Raw genomic sequence first — 15,359 nt, forward strand, 5'->3', positions numbered from 1 at the left:
CATGAGAAGACGAGGGGGGAGGGGCGGATGACAGGCTGGGGCCGTGGCGTCCTGCTGTTGGTGCTGGGCTGGACTGCGGGCCTGGCTTTGCAGCTTCAGCAAGCGGCGCTGTGGCCGTTGCCGGCCTATGGTGGCTTGCTGGCGGCGGGTGCGGTCTGCTTTCTGGCTGCTGCCTGGCTGCAGCGCCGGGCCGTGCTGCTGCTGGCCCTGGGGCTGGGCCTGGCGGCCTTCGGCAGCACGGGCCTGCGTGCCGCCGCGAGGCTGGCGCAGGTCTTGAGCCCGGCGCTGGAAGGTGCAGAGCTCAGTGTGCAGGGCCGTGTCGTCGGCCTGCCGCAGGTGGACGCAAACGGTCTGCGCTTTGTGCTGCAGGTGAGCGGCGTGCAGGCGGCCGGTGGCCAGCCCATGCCGCTGGACAGTTTCCCTGCGCAGCTGTGGCTCTCATGGCCAGTGCCTGGCAGCCCAGACGAACTGGCTGGCGGTACCGCGGGTGCGCCTGCTGCCTTGCGGGCCGGCGAAGCCTGGCGCCTGCCGGTGAAGCTGAGGCGCCCGCATGGCGCGATGAACCCCGGTGGTTTCGATGCCGAGCTGTGGATGTTCGAGCAGGGCTTGGGTGCGGTCGGTGCGGTGCGCGCGCCCAGGCCTGGCATGGCCCAGCGGCTGGACGGCCCGCGCTGGTGGCAGCCAGTCGAAGTGCTGGACACGCTGCGCCAGCGCTGGCGTGACCGCATCCTGCTGGGCACGGCCGACCCGGCCGCCACCGGCTTGCTGGCGGCGCTGGCGGTGGGCGACCAGTCGGCCATTGACGGCAAGGGCTGGGCGCTGTACCGGCAAACCGGTATCAGTCACCTCATTTCCATCAGCGGATTGCACATCACCTTGTTCGCCGCGATGGCCGGGCTGCTGGTGGGCGCCGGCTGGCGGCGCAGCGTGCGGCTGCGGCACTGGCTGCCGGCGCCGGTCGCGGCGCGCTGGGGCGGGCTGGTGTTTGCCACGCTGTATGCGCTGATGGCGGGCTGGGGCGTGCCGGCGCAGCGCACCGTCTGCATGCTGGCGCTGGCGGTCGTGCTGCGCAGCTTCGGGCCACCGTGGCCGGCCTTGCTGCTGTGCGCGCTGACGGGCGCGCTGGTTACGCTGCTGGATCCTTGGGCCATGCTGCAGCCGGGCTTCTGGTTGTCCTTCGCAGCGGTGGCCTTGCTGATGATGGCCGATGCCGCCGAGCCTGCTGTCTTGCCCGAGCCTGCAAACTGGTGGGCGCGGCTGCTGCTGGTCCTGCGCCGCGCGGCGCGCGCCCAGTGGGTCATCACCGTGGGCCTGGCGCCGCTGACGCTGGTGCTGTTCCAGCAGATCTCGCTGGTCGGCTTGCCGGCGAACTGGGTGGCCGTGCCGCTGGTGACCTTCGTGATCACGCCGCTGGCCTTGCTGGGCACGCTGTGGCCAGGCTTCTGGACCTTGGCGGGCTGGCTGCTGCAGCCACTGCTGGCCTGGCTGCAGTGGCTCGCCAGCTGGCCGGCAGCGAGCTGGGGCGTGCCGGAGTCCACCGCGCTGGTGATGGCCTTCGGGCTGCTGGGCGGCCTGCTGCTGGCTTTGCCATTGCCGTGGCGCCTGCGGCTGCTGGGTGTGCCGCTGGCGTTGCCGCTGCTGTGGCCTGCAGTGCCGCGGCCGCCGGTGGGCGAGTTCGAGCTGGTCGCGGCGGACGTGGGGCAGGGCAGCGCAGTGGTGATCCGCACCGCGCATCACACGCTGGTGCACGACACCGGCCCGCGCTTTTCAGTCGACAGCGACGCCGGCCAGCGTGTGCTGCTGCCGCTGCTGCAGGCGCTGGGCGACACCCAACTGGACACGCTGGTGCTGAGCCACCGCGACCTGGACCACGTCGGCGGCGCGCCGGCCTTGCTCGCCCGCTGGCCGCAGGTGCGCCTGCTCAGCAGCCTGGAAGCTGGGCACCCCTTGCTGGCGCAGGCGGTGCACCACGAGACCTGCGCCGCCGGCCAGCAGTGGGATTGGGACGGCGTGCATTTCCAGATGTTGTTTCCCGCACCTGGCGCCCAGCTTGTCGGCGTCAAACCCAACACCGTCAGCTGCGTGCTGAAGGTCAGCGACGCGGCGGGCCGCAGCGCGCTGCTGACCGGCGACCTCGAAGCGGCGCAGGAACACATGCTGGTGGCGCAGTCACCCGAACTGCTTGCCAGCACCGTGCTGCTGGTGCCACACCATGGCAGCCACACCTCGTCCAGCGAAGAATTCTTGCGTGCGGTGGGGCCGAAGGTGGCCGTGGTGCAGGTAGGCTATCGAAGCCGCTTTGGCCATCCGCATCCGCAGGTGCTGGCGCGCTACCAGGCGCTGCGCGTGCCGGTGGTGCGCAGCGACCACTGCGGTGCGTGGCGTTGGTCGGCAAATGGTGCAACATGCACGCGCGACGTGCAAAAGCGCCATTGGCACTGGCAGGGGCCGGCCGCCAGCGGGTCTGTTCTGCCCGCGGCTGGTGCGGTTGTTGCTACGGATTCCCCTGCAGGAGAGCATGAATGAGACCCAGCTTCGACGAGATGCATGCGAACAGCGCGACAGTGCGCGAGCACTACCGCACTTACGACCGCTGGCTTGCCCAGCAGCCGGGCGACATGATGAAGGCGCGCCGCGAGGAGGCCGAGGTCATCTTTCGCCGCGTCGGCATCACCTTCGCCGTGTATGGCGACAAGGATTCCGGCGAAGGCACCGAACGCCTGATCCCGTTTGACCTGATCCCTCGGGTCATCCCGGCGCACGAGTGGCGCGAGATGGAAAAAGGCCTTGCGCAGCGCGTCACCGCGCTGAACCGCTTCATCCACGACGTCTACCACGGCCAGGAGATCCTGAAGGCCGGCATCGTGCCCGCCGAGCAGATCACCCACAACGCGCAGTTCCGCCCCGAAATGATGGGCGTGGACGTGCCGCACGGGCTGTACTCGCACATTGCCGGCATCGACATCGTGCGTGCCGCCAACCCCGATGGCTCCGGCAGCTACTACGTGCTGGAAGACAACCTGCGCGTGCCCAGCGGTGTCAGCTACATGCTGGAAAACCGCAAGATGATGATGCGGCTGTTCCCGGATCTGTTCTCCGACCACCGCGTCGCCCCGGTGGCCCACTACCCCGACCTGTTGCTGGAAACGCTGCGCAGCGTCGCCCCCAGCGGCGTCAACGATCCGACCGTGGTGGTGCTCACGCCGGGCATGTACAACTCGGCCTACTTCGAGCACGCCTTCCTGGCCCAGCAGATGGGTGTGGAGCTGGTCGAGGGCCAGGACTTGTTCGTCAAGGACAAGTTCGTCTTCATGCGCACCACGCAAGGCCCGAAGCGGGTCGACGTGATCTACCGCCGGCTGGACGACGACTTCCTGGACCCGGACGTGTTCCGCCCCAACTCCACGCTGGGCTGCGCCGGCCTGATCGAGGCCTACAAGGCGGGCAATGTCACGCTGTCGAACGCGGTGGGCACGGGTGTGGCGGACGACAAGTCCATCTACCCCTACGTGCCCAAGATGGTCGAGTTCTACCTGGGTGAAAAGCCCATCCTGAACAACGTGCCCACGCACCTGTGCCGCGAGCCGGACGACCTGAAGTACGTGCTGGACCACCTGCCGGACCTGGTGGTCAAGGAAGTGCACGGCGCAGGCGGCTACGGCATGCTGGTCGGCCCGGCGGCCACCAAGGCCGAGATCGAGGACTTCCGGGCTCACCTGATCGCCAATCCGAGCAACTACATCGCCCAGCCCACGCTGAGCCTGTCGACCTGCCCGACCTTCGTCGAGTCCGGCATTGCGCCGCGCCACATCGACCTGCGGCCGTTTGTGCTGTCTGGCGCCAAGGAAGTGCAGATGGTGCCGGGTGGCCTGACGCGCGTGGCGCTCAAGGAAGGCTCTCTGGTCGTCAACTCTTCACAAGGCGGTGGTACCAAGGACACCTGGGTGCTGGAGGACTGATCCCTCGACATTGACAACGCTTTTGAAGCGACTCCCGGAACAAGGCTACAAACGGATCACACATGCTTTCTCGAACTGCCGACCATTTGTTCTGGATGGCGCGCTACATGGAGCGCGCCGAGAACACCGCCCGCATGCTGGACGTCAACTACCAGAGCTCGCTGCTGCCGCAGTCGGCCGCGGTGGCCGAGCAAGGCTGGCGCGGGCTGCTCAGCATCTCCGAGCTGACGCACGACTACAACAACCGCTACGGGGCGATCCACCCGCGGCAGGTCAAGGACTTCATGGTGCGCGACGAGCGCAACCCCTCGTCCATCCTCAGCTGCCTGCGGGCGGCGCGTGAAAACGCCCGCGCGGTGCGCGGCTCCCTGACCACCGAGGCCTGGGAGACGACCAACCAGACCTGGCTGGAGTTCAACCGCATGCTGGCCGACGGCGTAATGGCGCGCGACCCGTCCTCGGTGTTCGAGTGGGTCAAGTTCCGCTCGCACCTGTCGCGTGGGGTGACGGTGGGCACCATGCTGCAGGATGAAGCCTTCTACTTCATCCGCATCGGCTCCTTCCTGGAGCGGGCCGACAACACCGCCCGCCTGCTGGACGTGAAGTTCCACGCGGTGGAGAGCGACTTCTACGGCGCCGCCGACGAGCGCGACAGCGAGTACGACTTCTATCACTGGTCGGCCATCCTGCGCTCGGTCTCGGCCTTCGAGATCTACCGCAAGGTCTACCGCAACGTGATCCAGCCGGACAAGGTGGCCGAGCTGCTGATCCTGCGGCCGGACATGCCACGCTCGCTGGCCGCCTGCCTGAACGAGGTCGTCACCAACCTGAAGCTGGTGTCCAACGAACAATCGGGCGAGACGCTGCGCCGCGCCGGCCGGCTGCGCTGCGACCTTGAATTCGCCCGCATCGACGAGATCCTGTCCACCGGCCTGCATGCCTACCTGACCCAGTTCCTGGACCGCGTGGGCGACCTGGGCCTGGGCATCAGCCGCGACTTCCTGGTTTCGGCACATTGAACTTCGCGCGGGCCGGCTGGTGCCCACGGGGTGCCAGCCGGTTCGCGCGCGCCGCAGACATCGACAACCGTTCATCCTGTCGTTGACCGACGCAAAGGAAATCCCTTGTCCATCCACGTCGCGCTCAAGCACGTCACCCACTACCGGTATGACCGGCGGGTCAATCTTTCGCCGCAGGTCGTGCGCCTGCGACCGGCGCCGCATTGCCGCACGCCCATCCTGGCCTACTCGATGAAGGTCGAGCCGGCCAACCACTTCATCAACTGGCAGCAGGATCCGTTTGCCAACTACCTGGGCCGGCTGGTCTTCCCGGAGCCGACGACCGAGTTCAAGGTCACGGTGGACCTGGTGGCCGAGATGTCGGTCTACAACCCGTTCGACTTCTTCCTCGAACCCGACGCCCAGACCTTCCCGTTCACCTACTCGCTGGAGCTTGCGCGCGAGCTGGCGCCGTACCTGGTCGTGGAGCCGCCCACGCCGGCTTTCGCCAGGTTCCTTGCCAGCATCGACCGCAAGGAAACCACCACCATCGATTTCCTGGTGGCGCTGAACCAGCGGCTGCAGCATGACATCTCCTACCTGATCCGCATGGAGCCCGGCGTGCAGACGCCGGAGGAAACGCTGGTCAACGGCTCCGGTTCCTGCCGCGACACCGGCTGGCTGCTGGTGCAGACCATGCGCCACCTGGGCCTGGCCGCGCGCTTTGTCTCCGGCTACCTGATCCAGCTGGCGCCGGACGTCAAGGCGCTGGATGGCCCCAGCGGCACAGAGGTCGACTTCACCGACCTGCACGCCTGGTGCGAGGTCTACCTGCCCGGCGCCGGCTGGATCGGCCTGGACCCGACCTCCGGCCTGCTGGCCGGCGAAGGCCACATTCCGCTGGCCTGCACGCCGCAGCCCTCCAGCGCCGCGCCCATCAGCGGTGCGGTGGACGAGTGCGAGGTCGAGTTCGGCCACGAGATGGGCATCAGCCGCGTCTGGGAATCCCCGCGGGTTACCAAGCCCTACACCGAGGACCAGTGGGCCGAGGTGCTGCAGCTGGGCGAGCGCGTGGACCGCCAGCTCGAAGCCGGCGACGTGCGCCTGACCATGGGCGGCGAGCCGACCTTTGTCTCGGTCGACGACCGCGACGGCGCCGAATGGAACACCGACGCGCTGGGCCCGACCAAGCGCATGCTGGCGCAGGACCTGGTGCAGCGCCTGCGCGCCGAATACGGCAAGGGCGGCTTCCTGCACTTCGGCCAGGGCAAGTGGTACCCGGGCGAACAGTTGCCGCGCTGGGCGCTGTCCATCTACTGGCGTGCCGACGGCAAACCCTGCTGGCAAGACCCCTCGCTGTTTGCCGACGAGCGCGACGCGCACCGCTACACCAGCGCCGACGCGCGCCGCTTCATCGACGCGCTGACCACCCGCCTGGGCCTGGACACGCAGTTCGTGCAGACCGGCTACGAAGACACCTGGTACTACCTGTGGCGCGAGCGCCGCCTGCCGGTCAATGTGGACCCGTTCGAGTCTGAGCTGGAAGACGAACTGGAGCGCCTGCGCCTGCGCCGCGTGTTCGACCAGGGCCTGGCCTACGAAGTGGGCTACGTGCTGCCGATCAAGCGAGCCGAAGGGCCGAGCCTGGACGGCATCCGCTGGCAGACGGGCCCTTGGTTCTTCCGCGACGAGCGCATGTACCTGTTCCCTGGCGACTCGCCGATGGGCTACCGGCTGCCGCTGGACTCGCTGCCCTGGGTCAGCGAATCTCAGTTCCCGTTCCAGTACCCGCAAGACCCGTTTGCCCCGCGCGACGCCTTGCCCGCCAGCGTGCCGTACCGCAGCCAGTCGGTGCTGGGCGACAAGGCCGAAGGCAGCGCCGCCGGTGCTCGAGGATGGCCGGTGATCGGTGGCGAGCCTGGTGGCCCGGCGCATTCGACAGGCCTGGGCATGGCGGACGGCGCTGCGCCCGAAGGTGATGAGCTGGCCGAGCGCGATGGCCTGATCGACAACCCCAAGGGCCCGCTGTCCGGCCGCGACGTGCCTGGCGGCGCCGATGCATTGGCCGCACAGGCCTTGCCCGGCCGCCACGAGTCGGCCCACTGGCTGACGCGCACGGCGCTGTGCGTGGAAGTGCGCGACCCGCGCCGCGCCAACGGTCCGAAGGCCGAGAAGGTTGGCCAGGCCACTGGCGTGCTGTACGTGTTCATGCCGCCGCTGCAGCTGCTGGAGGACTACCTGGCGCTGGTGGCCGCGGTGGAAGCCACGGCGGCCGAGCTGGGCGTGAAGATCGTGATGGAAGGCTACCCGCCGCCGCGCGACCCGCGCCTGAAGCTGCTGCAGGTCACGCCGGACCCGGGCGTGATCGAGGTCAACATCCACCCGGCGCAAAGCTGGAAGGAACTGGTCGCGCACACCGAGTTCCTCTATGACGCGGCCTGGCAGTCGCGCCTGTCGTCCGAGAAGTTCATGGTCGACGGCCGGCACACCGGCACCGGCGGCGGCAACCACTTCGTGATGGGCGGCGCCACGCCGGCCGATTCGCCGTTCCTGCGCCGGCCCGAACTGCTCGCCTCGCTGCTGGGCTACTGGCACAACCATCCGTCTTTGAGCTACCTGTTTTCTGGCCTGTTCATCGGCCCGACCAGCCAGGCACCGCGCGTGGACGAAGCCCGCAACGACCAGCTGCGCGAGCTGGAGATTGCGCTCGGCGAAATCTTCCGCCTGACCGACGCGGCCCAGGCCGGCGGCCCGGCCGTGCCGCCCTGGACGGTGGACCGCGCGCTGCGCAACGTGCTGGTCGACGTGACCGGCAACACCCACCGCAGCGAGTTCTGCATCGACAAGCTCTATTCGCCCGATTCGGCCACCGGCCGGCTGGGCCTGCTGGAGCTGCGCGCCTTCGAAATGCCGCCGCATGCGCGCATGAGCGTGGTCCAGCAGCTGCTGCTGCGTGCGCTGGTGGCGCGATTCTGGCAGCAGCCCTATCGCGCGCCGCTGGTGCGCTGGGGCACCGAGCTGCACGACCGTTTCCTGCTGCCGACCTTCGTGCAGATGGACTTCGACGACGTGATGGAGGACATGCAGCAGGCCGGCTACGCCTTCGACGGCGGCTGGTTCGCACCGCACTTCGAGTTCCGCTTCCCCAAGGTCGGCGAGTTCGCTGCGCGTGGCCTGCACCTGACGCTGCGCAACGCGCTCGAGCCCTGGCATGTGATGGGCGAAGAGGGCAGCGCTGGCGGCACGGTGCGCTACGTCGACTCCTCGCTGGAGCGGCTGGAGCTGAAGGTCAGCGGCCTGATCGACACGCGCCACCGCATCACCGTCAATGGCGTGACGGTGCCGCTGCAGCCGACCGGCGTGGCCGGCGAGTTCGTGGCCGGCGTGCGCTACCGCGCCTGGCTGCCGCCTTCGGCGCTGCACCCCAGCATTGGCGTGCAGGCGCCGCTGACGGTGGACGTGGTCGACACCTGGATGAACCGTTCGCTGGGCGGCTGCCAGTATTTCGTCGCCCACCCGGGCGGCCGCAACTACGACACCTTCCCGGTGAACGCCTTCGAGGCCGAGAGCCGCCGCCTGGCGCGCTTCTCGCCGCTGGGTCACACCAGCGGCCCGGTGGAGGCGCCCGAAGCGCAACGCAGCCAGGAGTTCCCGTTCACCCTGGACTTGCGGCGTGCCTGGCGCTGAGCCGCGCAGCGAGGTGCGCGCGGCGCGGTGCCGTGAAATCCGCCCCGTGCGCGAGGGCCAGCACGTAGCTGGCCCCGGGCCGGGGCAGGGCATGATGTCGAGATGTCCGTGAGCTTGCTGTCTTCCTCTCCGCTCAACCCGGCCGGTTCGTCCGCGCAGCCGCAGCAATCGCTGCTGCCAGACGAACTGCCGGACGCGCTGGCCTTTGTGCAGGCCGCAGCGCAGCGCAGCGACGACGGCCATTTCGACGAGTTGCACGCGCAGCCTGCCGGCACGCCAGAAGCTGGCACGCCGCGGCCCGAGATCGCGCCGCTGTGGCAGCGTTTTTTCCGCGCCAACGGCTCGGCCGGATGGCTGGACCTGGCCAACCGCGCAGCGCGCGTGCAGCGCCGGGTGCGCGAGGACGGCGCGACCTACAACGTCTATGACGACGGCCCCAGCGTGCCACGCGCCTGGCCGCTGGAACTGCTGCCGATGCTGATCGGCCCGGAAGAGTGGGCCGGCATTGAGGCCGGTGTGCAGCAGCGCACCAAGCTGATGAACGCCGCGATGAGCGACGTCTACGGCGAGCGCCTGCTGCTGGAAGAAGGCCTGCTGCCGCCTTCGCTGGTGCTGGGCCACCCGCAATACCTGCGGCCGCTGCACGGCTGCGTGCCGCCGGGCGGCGTGCACCTGCACGTGGCCGCCTTCGACCTGGCGCGTGGGCCGGATGGCGGTTGGTGGGTGCTGGGCCAGCGCACGCAGGCGCCCTCCGGCCTGGGCTACCTGCTGGAAAACCGGCTCATCATTTCGCAGCAGTTCCCGGAAGCTTTCGGCGAGTTGAAGGTGCAGCGCCTGGCGGCCTCGTTCCAGGCCTTGCTGCATGGCGTGATGCGGCTCAGCAAGGCGGGCGAGCGTGCCCGCGTGGTGCTGCTGACACCCGGTCCGCACAACGAAACCTATTTCGAGCAGGTCTTCCTGGCGCGCTACCTGGGCATCACGCTGGTCGAAGGTGGTGACCTGACGGTGCGCGCCAACCGGCTGTACCTGAAGACGCTGCACGGCATGGAGCGGGTGCACGGCGTGCTGCGCCGGGTGGACGACGAATTCCTCGACCCGCTGGAGCTGCGCTCCGACTCGGCGCTGGGTGTGCCCGGCCTGCTGCAGGCACTGCGCGCCGGTGAGGTGGTGGTTGCCAACAGCCCCGGTTCCGGCTGGCTGGAAAGCCCGGGCCTGGCAGCATTCTGGCCAGCGGTCTGCGAGCGCCTGTTGGGCGAAGACCTGCTGCTGCCGACGACGACCACCTGGTGGTGCGGCGAAGCCTCGGTCTGGCAGCGCCACCAGGCGCGTCTGGAAGAATTCGTCGTCGCGCCGACCTTCCCGTCCAGCGAGACGACCACCGGCTTCACACCGGTGCTGATGGCCACGCAGGCGCCCAGCGCGCGCGCCGCGCTGGCCGGCCGCATCGAAGCCGACCCGCCGGCGCACACGCTGCTGTCGCGCGCCCGGCCGTCGCAGCTGCCGGTCTGGCGCGAGGGCGCGCTGGAGCCGCGCACCGCCGTGCTGCGGGTGTTCGCGATTGCGGACGGTGCTGGCGGTTGGCGCGTGATGCCCGGCGGGCTGACCCGCGTGGCCCACCGCCGCGATGGCATTCACGATCCGTGGCTGTCGATGCAGCGCGGCAGTGCCAGCGTCGACACCTGGGTGCTGACCGATGGCGCGGTCGACCCGACCACGCTGCTGCCGCCGCCGCTCAGCGTGGACGACCTGGCCGGCTGGCACCGCACGGTGACCAGCCGCTCGGCCGAGAACCTGTTCTGGCTGGGCCGCTACACCGAGCGTGCCGAGAACCTGCTGCGCCTGGCGCGGCTGACGCTGGAGGCCTTGTCCGGCTCGATGCTGCACGGTGCTTCGCCAGCCGTGCTGCAGGTGCTGGACGTGCTGGCGCGCCGGCATGGCCTGGTCAGTGCCGGCGTGCCGTCGCCGGCCCAGTCGCTGCGGGTGTTCGAACGTTCGCTGGTGCATTCGCTGGGCGAGACCCGCGGCGTGACCAGCGTAGCCTTCAACCTGCAAGCCTTGCAGGGCTGCGCCCAGGCCTTGCGCGAGCGGCTTTCGCAGGAGCACTGGAAGTTGATCAACGAGGTTGGCGAAAACTTCCAGCAGCATCTGGCCTCGGTCTTCGAGTCCGGCTCGGCCGAGCCGCTGTCGGACGTGCTGGGCGTGCTGAACCGCGCCGCCACCCACCTGGCCGCCATCACCGGCGCGCAGACCGACCGCATGACGCGCGACGACGGCTGGCGCCTGCTCAGCGTGGGCCGGCAGATCGAGCGGCTGGACTTCCTGTCGCACGCGCTGGCCACCGGCTTCGAGCACGGCCTGCCCGAGCGCGACGATGGCTTTGCGCTGCTGCTGGGCCTGTTCGACTCCACCATCACTTACCGGGCCCAGTTCCAGGCCCGGCGCGAAGTGCCGCCGCTGCTGCAACTGCTGGTGCGCGATCTGGACAACCCACGCTCGCTGGGCTGGGTGGCGCAGACCCTGCGTGGCCGTTTCCTGAAACTGGCCCGCCACGAGGCGGCCTGGGCCGCGGAAGTGGCCGCGCCGCTGCCCACGCCGGAGTCCTGGCCGCTGGCCGAACTGGCCGCGTGCGACGAGGACGGCAGCCACACTGCGCTGATCACCGCCTTGCGCGACTGCAGCGAGCAGGCGCTGGCACTGTCGGACGCGATCGGCCGCAAGATGTTCTCGCACGTTGGCGCGGTGGATCACCTGGTCTGGCAATGAGCGGCGAGATGAGCAGCGAGACGGATGAAGAAATGCGCTGGCTGAGCGTGCAGCACGACACGCTGTATGCCTATGACGCGCCGGTGGAGCTGGCGCATCACGTGGCCTACCTGAGTCCGCGCGCCACCGACAGCCAGCTGGTGCGCGACTGGTCGCTGTCCATCGACCCGGCACCCGACGAATGGGAAGAACTGGCCAGTGACACCGGCCCGGCGCCCGCCACCCAGATGAGCTTCGACTGCTGGGGCAATGGCCGGCTGGCCTTCAGCCATTCGCGGGTGCATGAGCGGCTGTGCGTCAGCTCCCGCTTCGAGGTGGGGCTCACGCCTGCCGCAGCCCCTGACCCCGAAAACAGCCCGGCGTGGGAAGACGTGGCCGAGGCGCTGCGTTACCACGCTGGCGTGGCGCATGCCGAGGCGGTCGAGTTCACCTTGCCTTCGCATTTCGCGCCGCGCTCGCCGCAGCTGGCCGCCTTCGGCCGGCTGGCCTTCACGCCGGGCCGCTCGGTGATGGGCGGCGCGCTGGCCTTGATGCAACTGGTCAACGAGCGCATGGCCTACCAGCCGCAAAGCACCTCGGTGAACACCCGGGCGACCGAGGCGCTGGCGCTGTCGCGCGGCGTTTGCCAGGACTTTGCCCACGTGATGATTGGTGCCTGCCGCTCGCTGGGCCTGGCGGCCCGTTACGTCAGCGGCTACCTGTTGACGAACCCGCCAGAAGGCCAGCCGCGGCTGATCGGCGCCGATGCCTCGCATGCCTGGATGGCCATCTGGTGCCCTGAGCAGGGCTGGGTGGCGCTGGACCCGACCAACGACGTGCCGGCTGGCATGGACCACGTGACGCTGGCCTGGGGCCGCGACTATGGCGATGTGGCGCCGCTGCGCGGCGTGATCCGCGGCGGTGGCCGCGCGTTGCCACGGGTGGCCGTGACGGTGCAACCGTTGGACAATGCGCTTCCGCCGGAAGAGGTTGGCTGTGGCGATGCCACGCCGCCCGCACGGCCTGTTCCTGCCGATGCCCCATGATGCTGTTTCGTCGCCTGTTTCCCCTTTCCTCCTGCCTGTTGCCGCTGGCGATGGCGGTTTCCGCCTGTGGCGGCGGCGGTGGAGGCAGCGATGGCAGCAGCTCGACGCCGGCCGGTTCCGGCGGCTCGGGAAGCTCCGGAAACAGCGGCGGCTTGACGGTCGCGCAGCAATGGGATTTCAGCAGCGCCGACGGCTGGCAGCTGACTGCCGAGCCGGCCAGCGCCGCCAGCACCACGCTGGGCAATGGCCTGCTGAAGATGGCCGCAGCGCTCTACATCACCGATCCGGTCACCGGCAGCGTGGCCTGCCCGAAAGCGGCGGCCGAGGTGGCGTTGACCGAGTCCCACCTCAGCGCCGGCAGCTACGAGCGCCTGGCGATTGACCTGAAAGTCAGCCGCTGGGACCTGGGGTTGGGCCAGTTCGACACCGACGTGCCGCGGCTGGAACTGGTCTACCGTGGCCAGCGCTACACCTGGAACGTGGTCGGCTTCAACGCGATGCCCGGCACCTTGCACCTGGAAGGCGGCCCCAGCCTGGCCTGGACGGCGAGCTACAACGGCGTGGCCGCGCTCTCCGGTGCGCCCACGGTCAGCGCAGATACCAGCGCACCGCTGCTGCGAGTGTGGCTGGACGGCTGCTCGCAAGGCATGTCGCAATCGGTCGAACTCACCAGCCTGGCCATCTCCGGCGCCTGAAGCGGGCTTCGGGCGCGCGGATTGCCTGAAAACCGTGAGCTTTGGCCCCGGGTTGAGCGTGGCTTTGTCACCAATGGATACGGCTGGTGCTGGGGTTGACCCGCAGTGGGTCAGCGCAGATGGCGGCCTGAACGTTAGTCCCCGCATGCAATCCTTTTTGTCTTCGAAGCGCCCGGCTGGCCGGGTGACGGGAACCCGGGGCAGCGCATGGCGCCGAGGTGCCGGTGCCGCCCTGGCGGTGTTGGCCCTCTGGGTGGCCGCGGCGCCGGCAGCGCAGGCGGAAGACGATCCGCCAGGCCGTGTCGGCCGCGTGGCCCAGGTGCGTGGCCAGGCCTGGATGCAGGAGCAAGGCCAGCGTGAATGGTTCGACCTGCAGCGCAATCGCCCCTTCACCACCGGTGACCGCCTGACCACCGACCGCGAATCTCGGCTGGAACTGCAGATCGGCTCGACCACCGTGCGGCTGGACGAACGTACCGACCTGGCGATCGAGCGCCTGGACGATGACCGCGTGGACCTGCGGCTCTACAGCGGCAGTGCCATTGTGCGGGTGCGCGAGCCGGAGTTGATCCGGGAGGTGTCGCTGAACACCCGTGAGGGCAGTTATCTGCCGCGCAGCACCGGCTTGTTCCGGGTGGATGTGTCCGACGATCAGGAACAGGCCAGCGTGCTGACTGGCGAGTTGCAGTTCAACAGCGACAGCCGCAGCGTGGCGCTGCGAACCGGCCAGCGCGCCATCCTGAGCAACGAAGGCCGCGGCCCGCTGGCGCTGAGCTGGGGTGCCCCGGCAGACGACGATTTCGAGCGTTGGGCGCTGTATGAAGATGGCCGCGAGCCGCCACGCGCCGATCAGCAGCGTTACCCGGTTTCGCCCGAGATGACCGGTGCAGAAGACCTGGCTGGCCAGGGCAACTGGGACACACACCCGGAGTACGGTGCGGTGTGGACGCCGACGGTGGTGCAGACAGACTGGGCGCCGTACCGCTACGGCCGCTGGATCTGGGTCAGCCCATGGGGCTGGACCTGGCAGGACGATGCCGCCTGGGGCTTCGCACCATTCCACTACGGCCGCTGGGTCAACTGGCGTGGCCGCTGGTGCTGGGCACCAGGCCAGTACGTGCGCCGCCCGGTGTATGCGCCGGCCATGGTTGCCTGGGTGGGCGGTTCCGGCCCGGGCTGGAACGTGTCGGTCTCGGTTGGCAGCGGGCCGGTCGTCGGCTGGGTGCCGCTGGCGCCGCGTGAAGTGTTTGTGCCGTACTACCGCTACTCGCCGCGCTACGTGCAGAGCATCAACTACACCCATGTGCGCCTGCCGCCGAACTACCAGCCGCCGCGCCAGTCGCCCGGTGCGCCTGTGATGTACACCAACCGTGGCGTGCCCGGCGGCATCACGGCCGTGCCTTCGGCGGTGATGTTCAACCGCCAGCCCGTGGGCGGCAGCGCCCAGCGCGTGCCGGACGCCGTGGTCGGCCGCGTGGTGCGCGAGCCTGGTCACGCCGTTGCCCTTGCAGCACCGCCGCAGGCACCGGCCCAGGCCATGCAGCCGCCGCCTTCAGCCCGCCAGCCGAACCGGCCGGTCGTCACGCCGTTGCCTGGTGTGACACCGGGCCGGCCCGGGGGGCAGTTTGGTGGGCAGCCCGTGGCACAGCAACCGCAGCCTGGCGCGAGGCCGGACGGCGAGCGGCCGAACAATGGTCAACGCCCCAGCGTGCAGCCGCTGCCCGCCACGCCGCAAGGCGTGCAGGCTGCGCAGCAACCGGGCCGCCGTCCGCAGGCACAGGACGAGGACGACAACCGCGTTGGCCACCGTCCGGACGTGCCGCACAACCCGAACGCTGCCTTCAACGGCAACCCGCGCAACGGCCAGCTCAACAGTGGCCAGCCGCAGCAGCGGGACGATGGCGACGACAACAACGGCATGTGGCACCGCGGCGCGCAGGTGGTGAGGCCACAGGCCCCGGCTGTGCAGCAGCCAGAGCGGGTGCAGCCGCAACAGGTGGAGAGGCCACAGGTCCAGCGCCTGCCCCAGGCAGTGGAAAGGCCGCAGCCTGTGGAACGCCCTCAGCCGGCGGAGCGGCCGCAGGCCCAGCAACCGCAACCGCAGGCTCGCCCGCAGGTCCAGCCCGTGCCGCAACCACAGCAGCAACCACGTGCCGAACCCGCCGAACGGCAGGACAAGGGCCAACAGCGTGGCCGCCCGGGCGATCCGCGTCGCGACCCGAACTGAACCGC

8 protein-coding genes are annotated in these 15,359 nt (G+C 69.4%); all 8 read left to right on the plus strand.

Annotated elements, in window-relative coordinates:
* Positions 1-27 precede the first annotated feature (27 nt).
* The 8 genes from LRH25_RS25685 to LRH25_RS25720 all read left to right on the plus strand — a co-directional run bounded on the left by LRH25_RS25685 (position 28) and on the right by LRH25_RS25720 (position 15,354).
* A complete protein-coding gene (locus tag LRH25_RS25685) occupies positions 28-2,526 on the plus strand; it encodes a DNA internalization-related competence protein ComEC/Rec2 (RefSeq protein ID WP_231012802.1) in 2,499 nt (832 codons plus the stop codon).
* Positions 2,523-3,959: a circularly permuted type 2 ATP-grasp protein gene (locus LRH25_RS25690; RefSeq protein WP_141289586.1), complete on the plus strand. Its 1,437-nt coding sequence runs from the start codon at positions 2,523-2,525 to the stop codon at positions 3,957-3,959. Before LRH25_RS25685 ends, LRH25_RS25690 begins: the two co-directional genes overlap by 4 nt.
* Positions 3,960-4,021: 62 nt before the next feature.
* Entirely contained in the window at positions 4,022-4,978 is a 957-nt protein-coding gene (locus LRH25_RS25695; RefSeq protein WP_141289587.1) for an alpha-E domain-containing protein, read from the plus strand.
* A 105-nt stretch (positions 4,979-5,083) separates the two neighbouring features.
* Entirely contained in the window at positions 5,084-8,644 is a 3,561-nt protein-coding gene (locus tag LRH25_RS25700; RefSeq protein ID WP_231012803.1) for a transglutaminase family protein, read from the plus strand.
* 102 nt (positions 8,645-8,746) lie between these two features.
* Entirely contained in the window at positions 8,747-11,407 is a 2,661-nt protein-coding gene (locus LRH25_RS25705) for a circularly permuted type 2 ATP-grasp protein (RefSeq protein ID WP_231012804.1), read from the plus strand.
* 8 nt (positions 11,408-11,415) lie between these two features.
* Positions 11,416-12,432 carry a transglutaminase family protein gene (locus LRH25_RS25710; RefSeq protein WP_231012805.1) on the plus strand — a complete coding sequence of 339 codons (1,017 nt, stop codon included), beginning with the start codon at positions 11,416-11,418 and terminating at the stop codon, positions 12,430-12,432.
* Positions 12,429-13,127 (plus strand): hypothetical protein, encoded by a 699-nt coding sequence (locus tag LRH25_RS25715; protein WP_141290376.1) that lies wholly within the window; start codon positions 12,429-12,431, stop codon positions 13,125-13,127. The genes LRH25_RS25710 and LRH25_RS25715 overlap by 4 nt, the downstream gene beginning before the upstream one ends.
* A 238-nt stretch (positions 13,128-13,365) precedes the next feature.
* Complete coding sequence (locus tag LRH25_RS25720; protein WP_231012806.1) at positions 13,366-15,354, plus strand: DUF6600 domain-containing protein; 1,989 nt, start codon at positions 13,366-13,368, stop codon at positions 15,352-15,354.
* The last annotated feature ends 5 nt before the right edge of the window (positions 15,355-15,359 follow it).

The sequence above is a fragment of the Ideonella azotifigens genome, assembly GCF_021043325.1.
GTDB classification, from domain to species: Bacteria; Pseudomonadota; Gammaproteobacteria; order Burkholderiales; family Burkholderiaceae_C; genus Ideonella; species Ideonella azotifigens.